This is a genomic window from Rheinheimera sp. 4Y26 (assembly GCF_025245835.1).
GTDB lineage: Bacteria > Pseudomonadota > Gammaproteobacteria > Enterobacterales > Alteromonadaceae > Pararheinheimera.
The window spans coordinates 101612-124231 of sequence record NZ_JAOBWS010000004.1; the positions used below are offsets into that span (position 1 = coordinate 101612).

25 protein-coding genes and 1 tRNA gene are annotated in these 22620 nt (G+C 47.7%); 9 read left to right on the forward strand and 17 right to left on the reverse strand.

The window, feature by feature from the left end:
• The first annotated feature begins 3 nt into the window (after positions 1-3).
• Entirely contained in the window at positions 4-1206 is a 1203-nt protein-coding gene (locus N3Z11_RS07220; RefSeq protein ID WP_260656490.1) for an EAL domain-containing protein, read from the forward strand.
• Positions 1207-1317: 111 nt separating this feature from the next.
• Here N3Z11_RS07220 and N3Z11_RS07225 read toward each other — a convergent pair whose 3' ends face one another.
• The 5 genes from N3Z11_RS07225 to N3Z11_RS07245 all read right to left on the reverse strand — a co-directional run bounded on the left by N3Z11_RS07225 (position 1318) and on the right by N3Z11_RS07245 (position 4654).
• On the reverse strand, positions 1318-1815 hold the full coding sequence (locus N3Z11_RS07225) for a chemotaxis protein CheD (RefSeq protein ID WP_260656491.1): 498 nt from the start codon (positions 1813-1815) through the stop codon (positions 1318-1320).
• A gap of 102 nt (positions 1816-1917) precedes the next feature.
• Positions 1918-2286: a response regulator gene (locus N3Z11_RS07230; protein ID WP_260656492.1), complete on the reverse strand. Its 369-nt coding sequence runs from the start codon at positions 2284-2286 to the stop codon at positions 1918-1920.
• A 122-nt stretch (positions 2287-2408) separates the two neighbouring features.
• Entirely contained in the window at positions 2409-3326 is a 918-nt protein-coding gene (locus tag N3Z11_RS07235) for a rhodanese-related sulfurtransferase (protein WP_260656493.1), read from the reverse strand.
• 109 nt (positions 3327-3435) lie between these two features.
• Positions 3436-3972 carry a YaeQ family protein gene (locus N3Z11_RS07240; RefSeq protein WP_260656494.1) on the reverse strand — a complete coding sequence of 179 codons (537 nt, stop codon included), beginning with the start codon at positions 3970-3972 and terminating at the stop codon, positions 3436-3438.
• A gap of 43 nt (positions 3973-4015) precedes the next feature.
• On the reverse strand, positions 4016-4654 hold the full coding sequence (locus N3Z11_RS07245) for a LysE family translocator (protein ID WP_260656495.1): 639 nt from the start codon (positions 4652-4654) through the stop codon (positions 4016-4018).
• A 231-nt stretch (positions 4655-4885) separates the two neighbouring features.
• On the opposite strand from N3Z11_RS07245, the gene N3Z11_RS07250 reads away from it, so the two are divergent.
• Positions 4886-7294, forward strand: a complete 2409-nt coding sequence (locus N3Z11_RS07250) for a TonB-dependent receptor domain-containing protein (protein ID WP_260656496.1) — start codon at positions 4886-4888, stop codon at positions 7292-7294.
• A gap of 161 nt (positions 7295-7455) precedes the next feature.
• Here the strand turns inward: N3Z11_RS07250 and N3Z11_RS07255 are convergent.
• Positions 7456-7546: transfer RNA gene (locus tag N3Z11_RS07255), tRNA-Ser, on the reverse strand.
• A gap of 223 nt (positions 7547-7769) precedes the next feature.
• Between N3Z11_RS07255 and N3Z11_RS07260 the strand changes: the two genes are divergently transcribed.
• The 5 genes from N3Z11_RS07260 to N3Z11_RS07280 all read left to right on the forward strand — a co-directional run bounded on the left by N3Z11_RS07260 (position 7770) and on the right by N3Z11_RS07280 (position 9821).
• Positions 7770-8435: a Bax inhibitor-1/YccA family protein gene (locus tag N3Z11_RS07260; RefSeq protein WP_260656497.1), complete on the forward strand. Its 666-nt coding sequence runs from the start codon at positions 7770-7772 to the stop codon at positions 8433-8435.
• Between the two features lie 82 nt (positions 8436-8517).
• The gene (tusD, locus tag N3Z11_RS07265) at positions 8518-8880 is read left to right on the forward strand and encodes a sulfurtransferase complex subunit TusD (protein WP_260656498.1); all 363 of its coding nucleotides are present in this window, start codon (positions 8518-8520) and stop codon (positions 8878-8880) included.
• Positions 8880-9236: a DsrE family protein gene (locus N3Z11_RS07270; RefSeq protein ID WP_260656499.1), complete on the forward strand. Its 357-nt coding sequence runs from the start codon at positions 8880-8882 to the stop codon at positions 9234-9236. Before tusD ends, N3Z11_RS07270 begins: the two co-directional genes overlap by 1 nt.
• Before the next feature lies 1 nt (position 9237).
• Entirely contained in the window at positions 9238-9492 is a 255-nt protein-coding gene (locus N3Z11_RS07275) for a DsrH/TusB family sulfur relay protein (RefSeq protein WP_260656500.1), read from the forward strand.
• Positions 9493-9494: 2 nt separating this feature from the next.
• Positions 9495-9821, forward strand: coding sequence for a TusE/DsrC/DsvC family sulfur relay protein (locus N3Z11_RS07280; protein ID WP_260656645.1), 327 nt, complete (start codon positions 9495-9497; stop codon positions 9819-9821).
• 82 nt (positions 9822-9903) lie between these two features.
• Here N3Z11_RS07280 and N3Z11_RS07285 read toward each other — a convergent pair whose 3' ends face one another.
• From N3Z11_RS07285 to lrp, 7 genes are all read right to left on the reverse strand, one after another.
• Entirely contained in the window at positions 9904-10089 is a 186-nt protein-coding gene (locus N3Z11_RS07285) for a hypothetical protein (RefSeq protein WP_260656501.1), read from the reverse strand.
• A 106-nt stretch (positions 10090-10195) separates the two neighbouring features.
• Positions 10196-11488 (reverse strand): serine--tRNA ligase, encoded by a 1293-nt coding sequence (gene serS, locus N3Z11_RS07290; protein WP_260656502.1) that lies wholly within the window; start codon positions 11486-11488, stop codon positions 10196-10198.
• 6 nt (positions 11489-11494) lie between these two features.
• On the reverse strand, positions 11495-11881 hold the full coding sequence (crcB, locus tag N3Z11_RS07295; protein ID WP_260656503.1) for a fluoride efflux transporter CrcB: 387 nt from the start codon (positions 11879-11881) through the stop codon (positions 11495-11497).
• Positions 11874-13217 carry a replication-associated recombination protein A gene (locus tag N3Z11_RS07300; RefSeq protein ID WP_260656504.1) on the reverse strand — a complete coding sequence of 448 codons (1344 nt, stop codon included), beginning with the start codon at positions 13215-13217 and terminating at the stop codon, positions 11874-11876. Before N3Z11_RS07300 ends, crcB begins: the two co-directional genes overlap by 8 nt.
• Complete coding sequence (lolA, locus tag N3Z11_RS07305; protein WP_260656505.1) at positions 13214-13846, reverse strand: outer membrane lipoprotein chaperone LolA; 633 nt, start codon at positions 13844-13846, stop codon at positions 13214-13216. Before lolA ends, N3Z11_RS07300 begins: the two co-directional genes overlap by 4 nt.
• On the reverse strand, positions 13847-16795 hold the full coding sequence (locus N3Z11_RS18050; protein WP_313771343.1) for a DNA translocase FtsK: 2949 nt from the start codon (positions 16793-16795) through the stop codon (positions 13847-13849). It abuts the gene before it with no gap.
• Positions 16796-16911: 116 nt separating this feature from the next.
• On the reverse strand, positions 16912-17400 hold the full coding sequence (gene lrp / locus N3Z11_RS07320) for a leucine-responsive transcriptional regulator Lrp (RefSeq protein WP_260656506.1): 489 nt from the start codon (positions 17398-17400) through the stop codon (positions 16912-16914).
• Positions 17401-17535: 135 nt separating this feature from the next.
• On the opposite strand from lrp, the gene ald reads away from it, so the two are divergent.
• Together ald and N3Z11_RS07330 are read left to right on the forward strand one after the other, a co-directional pair.
• Positions 17536-18657, forward strand: coding sequence for an alanine dehydrogenase (gene ald, locus N3Z11_RS07325; protein WP_260656507.1), 1122 nt, complete (start codon positions 17536-17538; stop codon positions 18655-18657).
• Positions 18658-18792: 135 nt separating this feature from the next.
• Positions 18793-19296: a DUF192 domain-containing protein gene (locus N3Z11_RS07330; RefSeq protein ID WP_260656508.1), complete on the forward strand. Its 504-nt coding sequence runs from the start codon at positions 18793-18795 to the stop codon at positions 19294-19296.
• Between the two features lie 102 nt (positions 19297-19398).
• On the opposite strand, the gene N3Z11_RS07335 is transcribed toward N3Z11_RS07330, so the two are convergent.
• From N3Z11_RS07335 to pyrD, 4 genes are all read right to left on the reverse strand, one after another.
• Positions 19399-19650 (reverse strand): DUF2960 domain-containing protein, encoded by a 252-nt coding sequence (locus N3Z11_RS07335; protein WP_260656509.1) that lies wholly within the window; start codon positions 19648-19650, stop codon positions 19399-19401.
• Positions 19650-20786, reverse strand: coding sequence for a 1-acyl-sn-glycerol-3-phosphate acyltransferase (locus N3Z11_RS07340; RefSeq protein ID WP_260656510.1), 1137 nt, complete (start codon positions 20784-20786; stop codon positions 19650-19652). Before N3Z11_RS07340 ends, N3Z11_RS07335 begins: the two co-directional genes overlap by 1 nt.
• Before the next feature lie 105 nt (positions 20787-20891).
• Positions 20892-21275 (reverse strand): hypothetical protein, encoded by a 384-nt coding sequence (locus N3Z11_RS07345; protein WP_409566856.1) that lies wholly within the window; start codon positions 21273-21275, stop codon positions 20892-20894.
• A gap of 242 nt (positions 21276-21517) precedes the next feature.
• On the reverse strand, positions 21518-22528 hold the full coding sequence (gene pyrD, locus N3Z11_RS07350) for a quinone-dependent dihydroorotate dehydrogenase (protein WP_260656512.1): 1011 nt from the start codon (positions 22526-22528) through the stop codon (positions 21518-21520).
• Positions 22529-22620 lie beyond the last annotated feature (92 nt).

Consider the following 22620-nt stretch of genomic DNA (forward strand, 5'->3'; position numbering starts at 1 on the left):
AGGATGAACACATTTTCAATATTGGTGGTTGAGGATAGCCCGAGTCAGCGTGAATATATGCGACAACTGTGCAGTGCTGCCGGCGTGCTTGATATCAGCGAAGCAGCCAATGGCCATATTGCGCTTGAGATGCTGCAAAAATGCGATAGACAATTTGACCTGATTATTTGTGATCTTGAAATGCCGGATATGGACGGTATTGAACTTTTACATCAGCTGGCATCGATGGACCTGGATTCGGCCATTGCTATTGTCAGCAGCAGAGAAGCAAATCTGATTGCCTCAGTGGAACTGATGGCCAAAGCCGACGGTTTAAATGTGATTGGCAGTATGGCCAAGCCTGTGATGCTGGCGGATTTACAGCGCTTACTACAGAATTCCGTGATTCCATGTAAAAAAGCAGTATCGCAGCAAAAGCATGCGCCGCTTGAGTTTGAACAACTGCAGCGTGCATTACTTGAACATCAGTTTGAGCTGCATTATCAGCCCAAACTCAATATGAGAACGCTGGAGCTGGCGGGGGTTGAAGCGCTGGTCAGGCTACGCCATCCAGAGCGCGGTCTGGTGTATCCAAACGATTTTATTCAGAGTTGTGAGCGTTATAACCTGATTGATGCATTGAGTTACGAAGTGCTGGTGATGGCGATAGCGCAACTGCAACTGTGGCAGCAACAGGGGTTTTCCAGCAAAATTTCGGTCAATCTGTCGGCAACATCCTTTGACAATAAGCAGTTTTTGCAGCAGGTAACCCAATTGCTCGCCAATTCAGGTATTACCCCGTCCAATCTGATTTTTGAAGTAACGGAAACGGCAGTGATCCGCAACATGGGTCAGGCGCTGGCCTTTTTAACCCGGCTGAGGTTACTGGGGTTTGGTTTGTCGATTGATGATTACGGCACGGGGTATTCGTCGGTAAAACAGCTGTCGCAAATTCCTTTTACCGAGCTGAAAATTGACCGCAGTTTAATTGATGGCATTCACAACAAAGCGCATTTACAGGTGATTTTTGAAAGTACCTTGCTGATGTGTGACAAGCTTGGCATTAATCTGGTAGCCGAAGGTGTGGAAACGGCCGCCGACTGGCGTTATCTGCAGCAGGCAAACTGTATGATGGCGCAGGGTTATTATCTGGCTAAACCAATGTCGGACAGCGATTTTATTTTCTGGGTGACTCAGGGTTGTAAAGCGGCCGGTGAATTGGCCTGATGCCTGTTTCATGCTTCAAGTCTGAGTGTCGGCTGGCACTGGTTTAACTGTAAGTACAGCCGGGTTCTTTTCAGGCGCTGATGTTTACGCCGTCACTTTGTGGCGCCCTCTTTAAGGAGAATCCAGCGCCACATACTTTAACCAGACCTGCCCGCTCCAGACATCGAACATCAGCTTACGGTAACCCACACCACCGGTATGCTCGGCTTTCAGCTCAAGCTGGTACTGTTCTAACAGCTGTTTTGCTGCAGCGACGTTTTTTCCGCCGATCTGATGATGGGCGCTTGCTGCTGGTTTTGGCATAGTACCACCGCCAAACAGCTTAAACTCAAAATCTTTGCTGTGAAGGCCTTGTTTGCGTATTTCTGAGAGCATCAACTCAAAGCCGGTATTGGCATAACGGCTATCCTGGCTGTTATCGGCGGCAATACTGGCATCGGGCAATAAAAAATGGCTTAAGCCCCCTACTTTATATTTGTTATGCCAGCAACTGACGGAAACACAGGAGCCGAGCAAAGTACTGATCCGGACATTGCCTTTGGCAAAATACATCTCACCAGGCTGCAAAAAGATTTCAACACTGCCCTGGGGCAATCCTGGTTTTACCATCAGTTTGCTCCTGAGGGCCAGAAACAGCCAGGCCTGATTTCACCGGCGAATACAAAGCGGAGAATTTGCCAGCGACACTTTGTTATCAACATAACAGCAGCTTCAGCACAAAATTTTACCAACGGCCTGCAGCAGCTGTGGCGCAGAAAAAGGTTTGACAATCCAGGCTTTGGCGCCAAGCAACTGCGCCTGCAGTTTTGGTCCTTCTGCCGCTTCGCGTGTTAATAACATGATGGGGGTAAAACGGTAGTTGTTTAGTGTTTTGATTTGCCTGATCAAGGCCAGACCATCCAGTTCTGGCATGTAGACATCTGTGATGATCAAATCAATTTTGCGTCCATCCAGTAGTTGCAGCGCCGTATTGCCGTCATCGGCTTCCAGTACCTGATAACCGGCTTCGGTCAGCAGCTGGCCGGCAATTAAACGTAAGGCGGCGGAGTCGTCCACCAGTAACACGGTTTTTTCTGCCATCCGAAGCTCCCCATTGCGGTTAGCGAAGCGCTAACCGCGTTCCAGAATCATGTTGTGGACTTAGTCTGGGTTAAGTTATGGGCTGGTGTAGCGTTAAAAGTCCAGCGTTAGAAAGTGTAGCGTTAAAAGTCAACCTTGCCGTCGCGGATGTGCTGCTCACCCCGTTGTTTAGCAAGTTCAATCTGCTTTTGCCGTTCGGTAAAAGATGCACGCTGCTCGTCGGTAATTTTGTCGTGACAATGCGGGCAGCTTAAGCCTTTGACATAAAGTGGAGATAACAGCTCTTGTTGTGATAGAGGCATACGGCAGGCATAACATTGATCGTAACTGCCTTGCTCTAAACCGTGTTTTACCGCAACGCGCTGATCAAACACAAAACACTCACCTTGCCATAAACTTTCCGGCTCTGGCACTTCTTCCAGATATTTCAGAATGCCGCCGTCGAGGTGGTAAACCTCGTCAAAACCCTGCTCTTTTAAAAAGGCCGTTGATTTTTCACAACGAATACCGCCAGTGCAGAACATGGCCACTTTTTTGTGTTTGGTTTTATCCAGATTTTCCGCAGCCCACTGCGGGAACTCTCGAAAACTGGTGGTGTTGGGGTTGATGGCGTTTTTAAAGGTGCCAATGGCCACTTCATAGTCGTTACGGGTGTCAATGACGATAGTGTCCGGGTCGCTTATAAGCTGATTCCAGGCTTCACCCTTCACATAAGTGCCGACAATATGCGCCGGATTAATACCTTCCACACCCATAGTGACAATTTCTTTTTTTAGTTTGACCTTGGTGCGGTAAAACGCTGGTTCATCGGCAAAAGATTCTTTATAAGACATGCCGTCAAAACGGCCATCGGCCTGCAGAAAACTGTAGACCGCATCAATGCCTTCACGGGTACCACAAATGGTGCCGTTAATGCCTTCTTCGGCTAATAATAAGGTGCCTTTGACTTTATTCAGCACCAGATGCTGATAGAGTTTGTCGCGAAGTGCAACATAATCAGACAGGTTCACAAATTTATATAAAGCAGCTACTACGTACATCTTTCACCTTTTTTGCCAGGTCCGGATCGCAAATCCGGCGCAATAAAAACCGGCGCGCATTATATGTCATCCGGAGTGCCGGGTAAATCAAAGCTCGCTTTAGTGATTGTTAGTGCAGCAGAGGATTGAGAATGGGGGCAACCTGCAATTCAAGTTGTTGCTGACCGTCGGTGATGATCAGTTGCTCCTGTTCACGCCAGACTGACAACTGCATGTGACCGCGGAGCATCTTACAAAAATCCTCCAGCTGCGCCGCCTCCAGGCAAAACAGCGCTACATTGGGCATACCGCGGATCAAGGCTTTGGCTTTGTTATGTTCGCTGGCGTCAGTCACCAGCAACACTTGGTTCGCCTGATGGCTGGCGCGTTGTAACTGTTTATCGCTGGGTAAATCAACCTGACACCAAAGCAAAAAATGTTGTTGCTGATCCTGCAGGTACAAATCCGGTTGCCGGCTTGATGGTGGTTGTTTTGCCAGCACAGGGTGTAGTTCGTACAGGCTTAAATAAGTGAGGATCCGTTTGGCAAAATGACTGGCGTCTTCATCCGGAAAAGGCGCCAGATAGCAGGTTTCTTTCAGATACTGATGTGATTGCTCCGAGCTGTAATTCAGATCCAGCCGGATCACCTTGCTCTGCATTCGCATAAGTCCCCCTTTGCTGTTTTGTCGGCAAAAGGCGCTATAAAGTTTAAAGAGTCTTTAATGCGCTATACAACAGATGCATGGCTAATGCCAACAGAACTATTCCCATCAAACGGTCAAACCAATAACCCTGATTTAGCAAAAAACTTCTTATTTTCTGCCGGGTTAATATAAAAGATAGCAAACTAAACCAAAGGGCGGTGGCAACAGCCATATAAACACCGTAAATAATTTTGAAACTCATCGGTGTTTCCGGCGAAATAATCACGGCAAATAACGCCAGAAAAAACAAGGTTGCTTTAGGATTCAGACCATTGGTCAGCAAGCCGGTACGAAACGACTGCCATAATCCTATGGCTGCGACTGGGTCAGCCTGATCAGGTCCGGATGCGACACCCGGACCACTTCTAAGTGCCTGAATGCCGATATAAGCAAGGTATGCTGCCGCGCAGAGGGAAAACAGTTGAAACAACCAGGGAGTCGTTTGTAACAATAAACCTATGCCAAGTAACGAATAAGCTACATGTAACAAAATGCCAAGACCAATACCAATACTGGCGGACAATGCGACTTTCACACCATAACGCACGGCATAACGTAAAATAATGGCAAAATCCGGCCCCGGACTTGCCACTGCAACAAAATGTACCGAAGCAACTAATAAAAACTCTGGCCAAAACGACATCACAGCCCAATCCCAACTGGCAATAAAAGCAACATTCTAATGCAGTCGGCTCTGGTAACAACAGTGCTTTGTGCTGTTGCACTCTGTTAAACGATAAAAAGCGCTTTTTGGTCGCGTCAGTGATCAGTCGGATAGATCAGGCCTTGTTTTTTGGCGCAGGCTTGCCGTAAAATGTTATAACATCACAATGTATGATCGAATATTTATCTGAAAACAAAGACGGGATCTCTTATGAATACTGTTCTACGCCTTGTTCCGGCGGTTCGTTATTTTAAGCCTGCTGCGCTGGCTTTATGCGTTGCCCTGTCCTGCCAGGCACAGGCTCAGACCAGCACAGTGACTGGTATTGTAATGAATGCCCAGGGACAACCGGTTGCCAATGCCAAAGTTCATGTGCATGGACGGCAACAATATGTCTATACCAATGATAAAGGTGAATTTCAGATCCAAAGCCCGGCCGATGCCAGGCTTCATATTGCGGCCAAAGGTTATGGTGATGAATTTGTTACTGTTAATCAGCAGCCGCTTGCTGTCACACTCAACAGCGGTGGCCTTGAGCGGATGACAGTGTCAGCCTCAGGTTTACATCATTATGATTTGGATATGGCACATCCGGTGTCTGTGATGTCAGGCGAAGATTTAAGCCGCCATACTGAAGCGACCATAGGTGAAACCTTAAAAACCTTGCCCGGTGTGCATAGCAATTATTATGGCCCTGTGGCGGCAAGTCCGGTGATCCGTGGTCTGGACGGCCCGCGTGTTAAGCTATTGAGCAACGGTATGGACACAGGTGATGTGTCCCGTGTTGGCCCGGATCATGCCATCAGTGCCGATGCTATTACCACAGAACAAATTGAAGTATTAAGAGGCCCTGCCACTTTGCTTTACGGTAGTGGCGCTATTGGTGGTGTGGTGAATATTGTCGATAACAGAGTGCCGCGCCAGTTACGCAGCCCACAAACCGTTGTGGATGCCAGATTTAATAACGTTGCCGACGAAAAAACCTATGCCTTGGCCCATGATGGTGCCATTGAACAATTTGCCTGGCATTTTGATGGTTTTGACCGCAGCAGCAACAACTATGAAGTTCCAGAGTTTGTCAATGATGAAGGTGAAAAACTAAAAGTTCTGGAAAACAGCGCTTTAGATAATCAGGCGTTGAATCTTGGCGCCAGCTGGGTGGGCAGTCAGGGTCTTTTTGGCGTTTCGATTGGTCATATCGACAGTCAATATGGCATTCCTGGACACCATGCGCATGACGAAGAGCACGAGCATGAAGATGAAGCGGCAGATGAACACGGCGCTGAATCAGGTGTTTATGCTGATCTGAAACAAGACAGACTTAGTTACACCGGCGAGTTATATAACCCGTTTAAGGGGATTGAAACCCTGAGTCTGAGCGGCGCATATACCGACTATCAACATATTGAAATGGACGCTGGCCTGCCAGGCACCACTTTTAAAAACAAATCTTTTGAAAACCGCTTCAGCGCCGAGCACAGTGACCTGCTGGGTTGGCACGGTCTGGTCGGTGTACATTACCAGCACAATGACTATAAAGCCTTTGGTGTCGAAGCATTTACTCCGGATGCCAAAACCAGCAGTCTGGCGCTTTTTGTACTGGAAGAGCGTACTTTTGGCGAGTTTTCCGCTCAGCTTGGTGCACGTTTAGAGCGCAGCAAACACGACGCCGGTGCATTAATGTTGGAACACTCCCATGAGGAAGAGCATGGCGAAGAAGAACACGAAGAAGATAGCGGCAATAGTTTTGCCAAATTTAATGCTTTGAGTGTTTCGGCAGGTCTGGTGTGGAACTTCCAGTCAGGTTATCAATGGGCTTTGAGTGTCAGTCGTTCACAGCGTGCGCCAAGTGCGGCTGAAATTTACGCCAACGGTGCCCATATTGCCACCCGCAGTTATGAACTGGGACTGGCTTATCAGCTGGATGACGACGGTGAAATTGGCTTTTATAATGGTAAAATGCAACGTGAAACCGCCAATAACATTGACCTTGGGTTTCGCAAAGTGGATGGTGACTTCACCTTCAGCTACAACTTCTTTTACAACCAGATTGATGACTACCTGTATCTCGCCAACACTGGCTTAGGTATGGACGATTTGGCTGCTCATGACGAGCTTGACCATGAAGAGCATGCCGGCGAAGCGCATGATGAACATAACCATGGTGATTTTGACGTTTATCAATATCAACAACAAGATGTGCGGATGTACGGCGCCGAGTTTGCTATGAGCTATCAACTTGATAGTGCACAGCAGTTGTCGTTATTTGCCGATACGGTGCGTGCAGAGCTGAAATCAGGTGGTGATTTACCGCGCATTCCGCCATTAAAAGCCGGTGTTGAATATCAGTATCAGGCGCAACAATGGAGCACTGTGCTGGGTGCCACCTACTATGCACGCCAGGATAAAGTGTCGGCTTATGAAACCGAAACCGCAGGCTACACCAGCTTTGATGCCAGCCTGAATTATTATTTTGATGTGCAGTCTGGTGATGTCACGGCCTTTTTAAAGGGTACAAACCTAAGCAATAAACTTGGTTATGTGCACAGCTCCTTTATCAAAGCCGACACCCCATTACCGGGCCGGGCTATTACGCTTGGAATCACTGCAAAGTTCTGAGTGGGACAAGCCTAAGAAGGCAAGCGGAACAAAGCCGGTATTCTTAAAAACCGGCTTTTTTAGCACTGTACCAAGCAATGCTGTACCAGACAGTTTGCCTTACCTGCAGCTAAACAGCAGAAAAACAAAAAGCCCGCTATGCGGGCTTTTTGTTATTTATATGGCGGAGAGAAAGAGATTCGAACTCTTGAAGGGCTATTAACCCTCGCCGGTTTTCAAGACCGGTGCATTAAACCACTCTGCCATCTCTCCAATGGCGCGTATCTTAATAAGTTGTGCCGCGAAAAGAAAGCATTTTTTTGCCATTTAACACATTGAATTGCATTATAAAGATCTGTTTGCACAAAAGCTGTGCTATCCGTGTGCAGGATTTAAACAACGCTGGGAATTTTAGCCAGAGCCTCAGGTCAAAGTTACTGACTTGTCGATTTGAAGCTTGTATAGTCGCAGAGTATTTACAACCACAGGAGTGATTATGTCTTATCAAAACCAACAGCTGATGACAGGCGCAGAAAGCCTCAGCATCAACAAAGTTCTTCGCAACACCTATATGCTGCTTGCCATGACCTTAACTTTTAGCGCTGTCACTGCGGCCATTGCCATGGCACTGGATTTTGGCTCTATGCTGGGTTTAGGTTTAAGTATTCTGGCGTTAGTGCTGGTGTTTGTAGTCATTAAAACAGCGGACAGTGCAGCTGGTTTATTCTGGGTATTTGCTTTTACCGGTGTGATGGGTGCTTCTATTGGCCCTATGCTGAATCGTTATGCAGGTATGCCAAATGGACCGGAAATAATTATGCAGGCTTTTGCCGCAACTGCGCTGATTTTCTTTAGTCTGTCGGCTTACACCCTGACCAGCAAAAAAGATTTCTCATTTATCGGTAACTTTTTATTTGTTGGTTTGATCATGGCCCTGGTGGCTGGTCTTGCCAATATTTTCTTTCAGGTTCCTGCTTTGCAGTTAGCCATCAGCGCTGTGATTGTGCTGCTGATGTCTGGTTTTATCCTGTTTGATACCAGTCGTATTGTGCAGGGCGGCGAAACCAACTATATCCGCGCTACCGTCAGCCTGTACCTGAACATCTTTAACCTGTTCACCGCACTGCTGCAGCTGCTTGGCTTTTTAAACAGTGATGAGTAATTCACAGACTGTGGTTGCACAGTGACTGATTTTCATTAAAATGCCCCGCTTGTCGGGGTATTTTTTTATTGCAGGTGTGCAGATGGCCAGTTTTGCCCTTTATGTGCAATCACCAGTTTATGGCTGCCAGACGCTCGTGTCCGTGCTTCGTTTTGCGCAAGCGGCCTGCGCTTTACAACATCAGATTGACCATATTTTCTTTTATCAGGATGCAGTGCTGGCGGTGGCCAGTGATACCGACTTACCTGCAGATGAACCTGATAATGCAGCCAGACTGTTAAGCTTTTGCCAGAAGCAGCAAATACCGCTGCTGTACTGTGTCACCGCTGCTGAAAAACGTGGCATTGCCACCGACAGCCGCCCTGCCCGTGCTGGTTTTACTGCAGCCGGTTTGGCTGAATTTGCGATGCGTTTGGATACAGTTGATCGTGTGGTGCAATTTTAATGAAAAAAATAGCGCTGATATTAACCCAAAGTGCATTTTCTCAAAGCAGTAGCCGCGAAGCACAAGATTTAGCGATGGCACTTGCTGCGGTTGAGCATCAGGTCACGCTGATTTACCTTGGCGCTGCCATCACACAATTATTGCCGCTGACAGCAACACAAAGCTTAGGTGTAAAAGATTTCACAGCCGCCCAGAAGTTATTTGCTTTATATGATATTGAGCAAGTGGTGGTAGCCACAGACGCTATGTTGTTGTATCAACTGACAGCAGATGAGCTGCGAATTGACGTCACTGAATTGAGCACAGCGGACATTTCGGCCTTGCTGTTGCAACAAGACCATATTCTGAGGTGCTGAGATGTTGTTGTATCAAATAACCACCCCTGAACCCAACGTGGTGTTTAGCCTGGCAGGCGCACAAGACGCGGTGTTATTGCGCCAGGATGCAGTCTATTTGCTTAAGCAACAACGCAACTGGCCCACGACTCAGCTATTTGTGCTGGAGCAAGACTTACAGCAACGTGGGGTGCCACTCAGTGCCGGTTTTCAGTCATTAAACGACGAGCAATGGGTACAACTGACTTTAACCGCTCATCAGGTGATTTTGTGCTGACAATGCAATTAGATGGACAGCAGGTGCCGCTGGATAAACACGGTTATCTGGCCGACTTGTCGCTCTGGAGTGAAGCTTTGGCCGCTGCATTTGCCAAAGCGGAGAACATCGAGCTGACGCCGGCACACTGGGAAGTGATCTGGTTTGTGCGGGATTTTTATCAGGAATATCAGACATCCCCCGCCATCCGGTTATTGGTGAAAGCCATGGCAGAAAAACTCGGCCCTGATAAAGGCAACAGTAAATATTTGTTTTTATTATTCCCTGAGGGCCCTGCCAAACAAGCCACCCGTATTGCAGGTTTGCCCAAACCTGCCCGCTGTCTGTAACACAATAAATAAAAAACGGCAGCTTTAATAAAGCTGCCGTTGCGCTGTCCCATATTAACCTGGTTAGCACCAGCCGTTGCTGTTAACGGCTATTGCTGTAATAAGTCCAGAAAGCCTCAAAGCTAATAAAACCAACCACTGCTATCACTGCAAAAACGATGATCCAATAAATAGCTCTGAGCGCAACTTTCAGCGCGCTGGTGCGTTTTTTGATACTGACTTTTTTGACCGCAGCTTGTTGCCGGACATGTTGGGTGGTGCTTGTCATTTTTTTACCCTGTTACCGCAGAATTCAACAGTGTGTTTTGATGATGCTTCAGAGTTAAAACATATAACTTGTGGTGTTTGGTTTGCGCCAAACACCACAAAGTTTGTTAAGCGCGGATCTCGGTTTTACCGCCCATATAAGGCTGCAATACCGCCGGAATACGGATAGAGCCGTCAGCTTGCTGATAGTTTTCTAAAATAGCCACTAAAGTGCGGCCTACGGCCAGACCTGAGCCATTTAAGGTATGCAGTAATTCTGGCTTTTTACCTTCTTCCGGACGGAAACGGGCTTGCATGCGACGCGCCTGGAAATCGCCCATATTGGAGCAAGACGAAATTTCGCGGAAGGTATTTTGGGCTGGCAGCCATACTTCTAAATCGTAAGTTTTGCTGGAGCCAAAACCCATATCGCCGGTGCACAGCAACATCACCCGATAAGGTAAGCCTAATAACTGCAACACTTTTTCGGCATGACCTGTCAGCTCTTCTAAAGCTGCCATTGAATGTTCCGGGTGCGTCAGCTGCACCAGCTCTACTTTGTCAAACTGGTGCTGGCGGATAAGACCCCGGGTGTCGCGGCCATAAGAGCCGGCTTCACTACGAAAACACGGAGTATGCGCCGTATATTTTTGTGGCAGTTCAGCTAAATCGAAAATACGGTCACGTGCCAGATTGGTCACCGGCACTTCAGCTGTTGGAATAAGGCTCATACCGACGCCTTCTTCAGTGGCTGGCTGGGTGTGGAATAAGTCCGCGCCAAATTTTGGCAGCTGACCCGTGCCATACAAAGAGTCTTTGTTCACCAGATAAGGCACGTACAGCTCGGTGTAACCATGCTGCTCTGTGTGTAAATCCAGCATAAACTGCGCTAAAGCACGGTGCAGGCGGGCGATCTGGCCTTTCATTACTACAAAACGTGAACCGGCAATTTTAACCGCGTTTTCAAAATCCAGACCACCGGCCAGCGCTTCGCCTAAAGCCACATGATCTTTTGGCTCAAAATCAAAACTTGGAATGTCGCCAAAACGACGCACTTCCAGATTACCGGTTTCATCTTTGCCAACAGGCACTGCTAAGTCCGGCAGGTTTGGAATGGACAACGCAATTTGATCAAGCTCAGCCAGTACTGCATCCAGTTTGATTTTGGCGGCGTCAAGCTCTGCACCTAAACCTTCAACTTCTGCCAGTAAAGGTGCGATATCTTCACCCCGGGCTTTGGCCTGGCCGATGTTTTTCGATTTGCTGTTACGCTGATTTTGCAGCTCCTGCGTGGCCACTTGTAATTCACGGCGCTGCTCTTCCAAAGCGCTGATTTGTGCCACATCCAGCACAAAACCACGGGTAGCCAACCGCTCGGCGGTTTGCGTTAATTCACTGCGTAAGTATTTGCTATCTAACATAAATTTTTACTTCATCGAGCCCAGCTTTAATCCAAGCCAGGCGAGGGTTAAACACAACACCAGGTTCAGCACGACATTGGCGATTGCTTTGAGCCAGTCGCCCTGCTGTAACAGCAACACAGTGTCCATTGAAAATGTTGAAAAAGTAGTAAAAGCGCCCAGCACACCAATGCCGATAAAAATCCGCCACGGATTTGGCGCTATTTGCTCGGTGACCAACAGGCCATACAACAGGCCTATGACAAAAGACCCGAGAATATTAACCAGCAAAGTGCCAAAAGGAAATGCTCTGCCAAAAAGATGTAGTGTCCATTCGTTTAACGCAAATCTTAAACAGGCGCCAATAGCACCGCCAATGGCAATCATACCGTAGGTGAAAATGGCATTAGTCACGGCATTTCCCCTGCAAACGCGCTTGTTCATCCAGCATTTGCAGATACTTTATTTTTTCCTGCAGCTGTTTTTCCAGGCCTCTGTCACTTGGCTGATAAAATTGCTGACCGGCAAGCTCGGCTGGCAAATAACGCTCGCCGGCGGCATAAGCACCAGCCTCGTTGTGGGCATAACGATAACCTTCGCCGTGGCCCATTTCTTTTAATAATTTAGTGGGCGCGTTACGCAGATGCAGCGGCACTTCATAAGCGGGTTGTTGTTGTACCAAAGTGCGCATCTGGTTAAAAGCGCTATACACCGCATTACTTTTTGGCGCTAACGCCAAATACACTGCAGCTTGAGCTATGGCTCTTTCGCCCTCTGCCGGTCCAACCCTGCTGTAGGTATCCCAGGCATCCAGCGCTATGGTGAGCGCCCTTGGATCGGCATTACCGATATCTTCGGAAGCAATGGCCAATAACCTTCTGGCTACATACAAAGGGTCTCCGCCCCCTTCCAGAATACGGCAGTACCAGTACAAAGCACCGTCAGCGCTGGAGCCCCGCACCGATTTATGAAAAGCCGAAATCAGGTCATAAAACATATCACCCTGATTATCAAAGCCCGGCAATTGCCTTGGCACCAGCTGTTTTAACAGAACTGCAGTTATCTGGTTTGACCCTTCGCTTTGCACAGCTTCACTGGCAAGTTCTAACAAATTCAGTAACTTGCGGGCATCACCATCGGCCAACGTCAGCAAAAATTGGGCGGCTTCTTCATCCAGCACGAGTTTTAACGCGCCAAGGCCAAGCTCGGTATCTGTTAAAGCACGTTCTAGTACTTTATTGAGCTCAGGCGCTTCAATTTTTTTTAAAATACAAACGCGGGCACGCGATAACAAAGCGTTATTCAGCGAAAAAGACGGGTTTTCGGTGGTGGCGCCAATAAAAATAATGGTGCCATCTTCAATATGAGGTAAAAAAGCGTCTTGTTGGCTTTTATTAAAACGATGTACTTCATCAACAAATAACAAGGTTCTTTGCTGATGGCTGTATAACCGAGCTTTTGCGGCGGCTATTTCGTCACGGATCTCTTTGACACCGGCAGTGACAGCAGAAATTTTCGCAAGACAGGCGTCGGCGTGTGCGGCAATCAGTTCGGCCAGCGTGGTTTTACCGGTGCCTGGAGGCCCCCATAAAATCAGCGACGTGACTTTACCACTTTCGATTGCACGTTTCAGCGGTGTACCAGGCCCCAGCAAATGCTGCTGGCCGACATAGTCGGCCAGTGTTAAGGGTCTGAGTCTGGCGGCGAGGGGCCGGACATCAGGCTGAAAATCAAAACTCAGGCTGTTCACTTGTTGCGTAAGTCGTCCACTTCAACCCCAGCCGGAACTTCAAACTTAAACAGGCTGCTGTCGATATTGATATTGTTCTGAATGGCTAAAAATTCAAAATCGGTTTTCTGGCCGTTGTTATCCAGCACCGCCATATGTGACAAACCTGTACCTGCAAAAGTCAGCACCAGCTGGCGCACCGGATTGTCTTTATCTTTTGGTGTGATAATAAACTGCTGGCCTTCACCACTAACCTCATATTGTGCCCACAGGCTGGCGTCGTTGGAAGTTAATAGCACGAAGGGCGTGCGGTTCACTTCTTTCTTGGCATCATAGAGGCTGACTTGTTCGAGCAGCTCGTTGTAATGCCATAAGGTTTTACCATCACCAATAAACAGGTTTGGCTCAGGGCTTAAGGTTTCAAACCGAAACTGTGAGGGTTGTTTTAAGGTTAATACCCCTTCACCTTGTTCCTGCACCGGCTGGTTTTTGGCATCGACCACAGTTTGCTGAAAACTGGCCTGATAACTGTAAAGCCTGGCCAGTTTGTTTTTTAGTTCTGCCGCCTGATTGGCGGCAAAGGCAGTTTGACTGAACAGCACTGTGTTGCTTAATAAAACTGTACCAAGCACAAATAATAACTTCTTCATTTAAAACCCTTTTGGCGGCGGAGGTGCCAACACTTCTCTGTTACCGTTATGGCCAGGGCCACTGACGATACCGACTTGTTCCATGGTTTCGACTAAACGGGCAGCGCGGTTATAACCAATACGGAAACGACGCTGCACACCGGATACCGACGCTTTACGGCTTTCCGTGACAAAAGCCACAGCCTGGTCAAACAGCGGATCGGACTCAGCATCTTCATCTTCCAGTGTTTCACCTGGTAACAGGTTTTCTTCACTGGTTTCGCCGCTTAAAATGTCCGGAATATAATTTGGCCGGCCACGTTTTTTCCAGTCTGCCACCACTGCATGCACTTCATGGTCGTCGACAAAAGCGCCATGCACCCGGTTAGGCACACCAGAGCCTGGTGGCAGATATAACATGTCACCCTGGCCTAATAAACTTTCTGCACCTTGTTGATCCAAAATGGTGCGCGAGTCAATTTTTGACGACACCTGGAAGGCAATGCGGGTTGGAATATTGGCTTTAATTAAACCTGTAATCACATCCACAGACGGCCTTTGTGTTGCCAGAATCAAATGAATACCGGCGGCGCGCGCTTTTTGCGCGATACGGGCAATCAGCTCTTCAACTTTTTTACCCACAATCATCATCATGTCGGCAAATTCATCGATGACCACGACAATAGAGGGTAATTTTTCTAACAACGGCGGCTCACCGCGCATATCGTCCGACGGGCGCCATAACGGGTCACGCAGAGGTTTACCTTCAGCAATGGCATCCGCTACTTTGACGTTGTAACCTTTTAGATTCCGCACCCCAAGCGCCGACATCAGCTTATAACGGCGCTCCATTTCACCCACACACCAGCGCAGGCCATTGGCCGCTTCTTTCATGTCAGTGACAACTTCGGTTAATAAGTGTGGAATGCCTTCATAAACGGACAGTTCCAGCATCTTAGGGTCAATCATCAGGAAACGTACATCGTCCGGCGTAGATTTGTAGAGCAAACTACAGATCATCACATTAACGCCAACTGACTTACCCGAACCCGTGGTACCTGCCACCAATAAATGCGGCATTTTGGCAAGATCGGCCACCACAGACTTACCGGCAATGTCTTTACCCAGCACCATGGTTAGCGGCGATTTTGACTGTTCAAAAATTTCATCGCCAATTACTTCCGACAACCGCACTATTTCGCGGTGCTGGTTGGGCAGCTCTAACCCTATATATGATTTACCCGGAATCACTTCCACCACCCGCACACTGATAGCCGATAAAGAGCGGGCTAAGTCCTTGGATAAACCGGTTATTTTGCTGACTTTCACGCCAGGTGCTAAATCAAGTTCAAAGCGGGTAACCACAGGGCCAGGGTATACACCCACCACTTTGGCATCGACGTTAAAGTCGAGCAATTTGGCTTCCACTAAACGCGAGACTTTTTCCAAATCTTCTTCAGAAATCGGATTGATGGTTTTGTTTGGCCGGTCGAGTAACTGGATAGAAGGCAATTCATCTTCTGATTTAACAACTGCTGCGCCAGTGCCAATATTGTCGTCTTCATCGTCAGCGTCAAATTCCGCAGCTGCAGCCGCGGCCACATTGCTGCTGGTAGTCGAAGCCTGATGATAAGGCACATAGTCTGTCAAAGCCGGATTCGCGCTTTGGGTATGCACAAAACTCTGTTGTAACTCAGCTTCGGCGTATCTGTCGTCGATAGCGCTGAAAGTTAAATCATCATCCGACAGGGCATCGACGCTGACAAAAGCATGTGCCTCTGTATTCACATCCAGTGGCGCAAAAGGCAAAGGCTCTACTTCTGCATCCGATGGCGGGAAAAAGGCGCGGCTTTGTAATTCAGGATGCACTTTGATGACAGCTGCCGGTGGCTCAATTGCCAGTTCTGCGCGCTCAACCTGAGGCATCAAAGCATGTTGCACCACAGGTACTGCAGAGACTGTGTCTTGTTTTGATGGTTTTGTGGCTTTTTGCAAATAAGCCTGAGTATCGAAGTCGGCACTATTGGCGGTCGTGCTGAAGTTGTGGTCCTGTTGCACCTGGTGCAAAGTATCAAAACTGAGCACAGGCTCGACCGGCTCATCTGTACGTAATGAAAAGGCAGGTTCAATCCGCTCTGCGGCGTCTTCAACACTGCTTTCATTGCCGACAACACTGCCTGCCAACTGAACCTCAGCTTCATCGTTGATAGTATGCGGACCAGACATTAAATCTGCGGTTAAATCTTTTGCTGTTTCATGCTGCTCAGGCTCAGCATAAGGCGCCACTTTCTGAGCAGAGCGGGCCACAGCTTTGGCGTGAATTGTCTCGTTGGTTATGGCGCTTTGTTGTGGTTCACGCCATTGACGGATACGTGCTGGCAGGTCATTGATAAAATACCAGCTTTCCACCACCAACCGGCCAAGCTCATCGGCAACAGTCAGCCAGGAAATTCCGGTCAATAAAGTTAAACCAATACAAAAACTACACAGCAGCAATAAGCTGCTGCCAACAAAATTTAAATTGGGTAATAACTTACTGGCAATGACATCCCCTACCACACCGCCGGATGAATAAATGTAAAAGTCGTCAAAGTTAATGCTGCTGATGGCGCAGGCTGAGATCACGGTCAGCAACAGGCCAAGCAAGCGCAGGCCGAGGATCATATAGTCCAGTGAAATCAGATCTTTAAAACGTTTAAACAACAGATAACCACAAAAAGCAAAAAACGGCGGAAACAAATACGACAGCCAGCCAAATACACAAAACAGAATGTCGGCCACTTCAGCACCAACGGGTCCGGCAAAATTCTGAATATCGGTTTGATAGCCGGTTTGTGACCAGCTTGGATCGGCAGGGTCAAAACTTAATAAAGCCAATAACATAAATGCGGCTGCGCCCGCAAAAAGGATCAGTCCAACTTCAACCAGACGCTGAACACCATTGAGTGAAAATACCGTTTTCGCTTGCAAGCCAGTTGCCCTATGAAAAAACAAAAAAATGCCTTGTTACGATACCAGAGAGCAGCTGCAAGTGCATCAGTTTAAAGGCTGCCTCCGGGCGCATTGTGATGCTATCTGCTTGTTATTTAACCAGCTACTGTGACAAAAGTGGTTTGTTTCACCTCTTCCATCACCACATAGGTCCGGCTTTCGCGCACACTGGGCAGCCTTAATAAGGTTTCGCCCAATAATTCACGATAGGCCGCCATATTGGCCACCCTGGTTTTTAATAAAAAGTCAAAACTGCCGGATACCAGGTGACACTCCAGAATTTCGTCCAGCTTTTGTACCGCTTTGCTGAATTCATCAAAATCCTCAGGTGAGGTTTTACTTAAGGTTATTTCGACAAACACCAAAAGCGCAGCACCAACCTTGCTCGGGTCAACCAAAGCGGTATAACCCAGAATAAATTCATCAGTTTCCAGCCTTTTTACGCGCTCCAGACAAGGGGTTGGACTCAGCCCCACCCTTTTGGCCAGTTCGACATTGGACAAGCGGCCGTCTTTTTGCAGCTCAAGCAAAATTTTACGGTCGATACGGTCGAGTTTTTTCAGCTCTTTATATTGCGGAAACATACCAGATAATAATTCTTTTAAAGTTCAATATTTAGCATTTTCCACTATTGAACATCACAAAAACAACCATTCATTCCACAAAAATCACATTATACTAGCGAAATATTTTTACCAACCCTACACAGGCAGAAAATCATGATTATTGGCGTGCCAAAAGAAATCAAAAACCACGAATACCGCGTCGGTATGACTCCAGCCAGCGTTCGCGAACTGGTTGCTCACGGTCACAAAGTTTATGTTGAACATAATGCCGGCAGCGGCATCGGTTTTGGTGATGCAGATTACACTGCAGCAGGTGCTGAAGTGCTGGCAACAGCAGCTGAAGTTTTTGCCAAAAGCGACATGATTGTAAAAGTAAAAGAGCCACAGGCTGTTGAGCGCGCTATGCTGCGTGAAGGCCAAATTCTGTTTACTTACCTGCACTTAGCACCGGATTTGCCACAAACTGAAGATTTGATCAAATCAAAAGCTATCTGTATTGCTTATGAAACTGTGACCGACAACCGTGGTGGTTTACCACTGTTGGCGCCTATGTCAGAAGTAGCAGGCCGTATGTCAATTCAGGCCGGTGCCCGCGCTTTGGAAAAATCCTGTGCTGGCCGCGGTATGTTGTTAGGTGGTGTGCCAGGTGTAGAACCTGCCAAAGTTGTAGTGATCGGTGGTGGTATGGTGGGTACCAACGCTGCACAAATGGCTTTGGGTTTAGGTGCTGACGTTGTGGTACTGGACCGCAGCGTTGACGTATTACGCCGTATTAATGCCCAGTTTAACGGTGCCGTCAAAGCGATTTATTCCACTGCTGACGCGCTGGAAAAACATGTACTGGAAGCCGATTTAGTGATTGGCGGTGTATTAATTCCAGGTGCCGCTGCACCTAAATTAGTGACCCGTGAACATGTTCGTAAAATGAAACCAGGCTCAGCTATCGTTGACGTGGCTATTGATCAGGGCGGTTGTGTGGAAACTTCTTATGCCACCACTCATGCTGAACCAACCTTTATCGTGGACGATGTGGTGCACTACTGTGTGGCCAACATGCCAGGTGCTGTGCCTTTAACTTCTACTTTTGCACTGAATAACGCCACTTTGCCTTTTATCATTAAACTGGCGAACAAAGGTTATAAAGCTGCGCTGTTAGAAGATCAGCATTTATTAAACGGTCTGAACGTGATCAACGGCCAGGTGGTGAATCAGCATGTTGCTGAAGCCTTAAACCTGACTTTTGTCGATCCGCGCCAGGCATTAAACGCGAACTAATTTATGGTTTGCAAAAAAAGCCAGCTTCATGCTGGCTTTTTTATTGCCCAAATCAGACCAACCGGCAAAACTGGGTCTTGTCATGGCTCGGGCAGCCGCGTTAGGATAAAAAACTGATAAAAAAGAGCAGCCTGCATGTTATCCCGAGCCACATTATTGTTCAGTATTCTAATGCTGTTAAGCCTCGCCGCTTGCCATGCTGCCGGCTTATCGGAAACATTCAGCCTGGTGCAGCTACAGGTAAAAGATCAGCAAATTCAGGTGCAGTTAGCTGATACGCCGGCTAAACGTAGTCAGGGACTTATGGGGCAATCACCGCTGAAACATGGCATGTTGCTGTTGTTGCAACAACCAGCAGAAATGGTGCTCTGGATGAAAAATACACCGGAGTCGCTGGATGTGGCTTTTATTGATAGCAACTGGCGTATTGTAGCCATCCGCTCGATGCAGGCCAATACCGAAACCCTGCATCCGTCTGAGCGCATTGTGCGCGCTGCACTGGAAATGCCGCCTGGGTGGTTTGACCAAGCCAAGATTAAAGTCGGTGATCAGCTGATTTACTGCCCCGAACAGCCGAAACTTTGCAAAAAGCACTCCGGCGGCGCTAAGCCCGATAGTCTTTTGGACGTGAAAAATTAAATAAGTGAGGCGCTTACGATAAGCTTTAGTTCAGGCTTGTTGGGGGCATGACAACAAGGGCAAGAACCCCGCTAGATCACAAGCACGTTTCACTGTCAGCGCTTAAAGTTCAGCGTCGTCTTTATGCAGATAAATGTCGCTAAAACCAAAGCGGATAAATTCTTTTTGCCGGAAGTCTTTAATGGCAGCGCTGCGTTTAGCAGTCATTGCCACCTGCTGTTCCATCTTTAAAAAAGCAGTTAAATCAATGCCTTCAGCTGCAGCCACTGCTTCATAAATGTCGCGGAATTTGTCGTAACTAAAGGCAATTTTACGCGGTTGACCTTTAAACTTATAAGTGATAGCTCTGGCCATTATTGTTTCGCCTCCGCTATTGTAGTCTTGGCTTTTTGCGCGTTTAAAAGCGGATTGGCGTACATCTGACGAAGATAAGGTTGCACTTCGGCTGGCAAAGCGTGAAGCCTCGCCATAAAAGCACCATTATCAGACTCTGCCGTGGTTTGTCCCGCAGCCTGATAATTGGCCGGATAGAAACGATAACCCTGATAAATTTCGCGGTCGATAGCTGCTGCCACGCTTTCCGGACTCTCTAAGTCTTCGTTTTTCTCCAGTACAGCACCAAAGTGCACATGCACCCTGCCTTTGTAGCCCACTATGCCTTTGATAATACTCTCAATATCTTCAAATTCTGTTTTTTGATAATTGCCTTCTGTTGCCAGCTGATAAAGCTCATTGGCTTTGGCGGCGTCACAAGGGTCGTATTCATAAGACAAACACACCGGCACTATCTGTAACGAGCGCATATAGTCAGTAAATTCTATTTGTTGCTGTTTGCCATTGATATAAAACATTTTCAGGATGGCCGGATCTGTTGCGTCATTGCCATCTTTAGCCCGGCCTTCTTTTTGCGCTATCCAGATATGATGACCAGTTTGCAGTGAATGGGCGATATAGGCAGACAGTTGTCCCAGCGCTTTAATCATCTCGCGTGGGCCTTTGGCGGAGCGGCGGACAATAAAACTTTTGTTCAGTTTCATCAGCTCAGTGGCGCAGGGCTTTTTCAGTAAATTGTCGCCAATGGCAATACGGGCGGTATCAAAACCCTGTTGATGCAAACACCAGTTCACCAGCGCCGGATCCATCGCAATATCCCGATGATTGGACACAAATAAATAAGACTTGGTTTTATCCAGCGCTTCCAGACCGCTAAAAGTAACTCCGGCCGTGGTTTTTTTCAGGCTTTTATTCAGATAGACAGCAACATAACCTTGTACTGCTTCTACCGACTTAAAACCAGACCAGTGCCGGCGTAAATACCAGCTGACCATTGGTGCCGCGATAAAATTCAGTAACTTAGATTGACTGCCAAGGCGATGCTGCACTATGGCACGGATAAACTCCGGATCGGCAATAATACGCTGTACTGCAGCCGCAACTTCGTTATCGTGGTATGGGCGGATATCGTCAAAATTTGCAATGGGATCGGTCACACTGTATTACCTGGAAAATAAAATCAGCGCTATTTTACCCATTCAGATCAAAGTGCCTAGCAGATTGTGGCAAAACAACAAAAAAACTTAGTGTCTGTGCTCAAATCAGGCGGATTTTGCCAGCTTGTGATTAGAGGCAGGTAGCCAGGGTTGTACCCTGTCGTTCAGCAGCATCAGCACTTCACCGGCATAAAGTGCCTTGCCCTGCAGACTGTGGCCATCTTCGAGCAACAACAGCTGACAGCAAGTGCCTTGTTGTTGGGTGACCAGCGCCAATAATGGCTGCTGGCCGCCGACCCAGACCAGTTCAGCACAAGCGGGCTGATAATCTGCGGATATCGCAGTAAACCACCAGCTTTTGTGGCCGGTCTGGCGCAAGTACTGCTGTGCCGCCAATGCATCTATAGCAGCGGCAAAACAAGCGGCGGCGGGATATTGGAGTTGCTCCAGCGCATGCCAGAACTGCCAGAACAATTCTGCCTGGGCCATCGTAAAATCTGGGCTGGGACTGCTGTTTAAATCAGTCAGCTGAAAAGGTGTGCGATGCAAAAACTGCCCGGTTTGCAATTGCAGCTGCCCGGTTTGGGTTTGCCACTGCCAGGAAGCTGAAGGTGTAAAAGCGCACATGCTGACAACCTTTGGAAAAAGTTTGGATGCCGCCGTTTTACACCTGTCAGATCAAGATGTTAAAGAATATTTTGGACTAACCTGCCCTGATCGCCACCGGATCGTTATAAGCTGTTGACGATCGAACGGATAAGCTGTGGTCCCTGATAAATAAAGCCGGTATAAATCTGTACTAACTGCGCGCCGGCATTGAGTTTTTCCTGAGCCGACTCGGCACTGTCAATACCACCTACGCCGATGATCGGCATATCAGGCCCAACAGCGGATCGAAGCTGCCGGATCACTTCAGTGCTTTTTAACCGCACCGGCGCCCCGCTTAAACCGCCACTTTCATTGGCATGCTTTAAACCGGCCACAGCACTACGCTCCAGTGTGGTGTTGGTGGCTATAGCACCATCCATTTTGCTCTGTAATAAAGTTTCAGCCACTTGTTGTACTGCAACTTCATCCATATCAGGGGCGATTTTGACAAAGACCGGCACATACTTGCCATGTTTGGCCGCTAAATCCAGTTGCTCGTTTTTCACAGCGTTCAGTAAATCCAGTAGCGCATCACCAAACTGCAAATCGCGCAGGCCTGGCGTATTGGGTGAGGAAATATTTACAGTGATATAACTGGCATATGGGTAAACTTTGCGCATGCAATGCACATAATCATCTTTACCCTGCTCGTTTGGCGTGTCTTTGTTTTTGCCAATATTGATACCAAGTACACCTTTGTATTGGGCTTTTTTTACGTTTTCAACCAGATAATCAACACCTTTATTATTAAAACCCATACGGTTAATAATAGCGTTTGCCTCTGGCAGGCGGAATAACCGCGGTTTGTCATTGCCGGCCTGTGGTCTTGGTGTGACTGTACCTACTTCAATAAAGCCAAAACCCATTTGGGCAAAGGCATCAATACAATCGGCATTTTTATCAAGGCCAGCTGCAAGTCCAACCGGATTATCAAAAGTGATACCGGCCACTGTCAGAGGTTTTGGCTGGATCTGCTGGCGCCATAACATCGACAACGGCGTATGCTGTAAAGCTTTTAAGCTGTCGAGGGCAAAATGATGCGATTTTTCCGCATCAGCACAAAACATCAGATCACGTGCAATTTTGTAAAACATAACCAGGCCTTTGTATTTAATGTAAAAAGATAACGCAGCACATTTTAAAAAAATGCCCCGGCAGTCGGGGCATTTCTGTTTGATGTCAAACT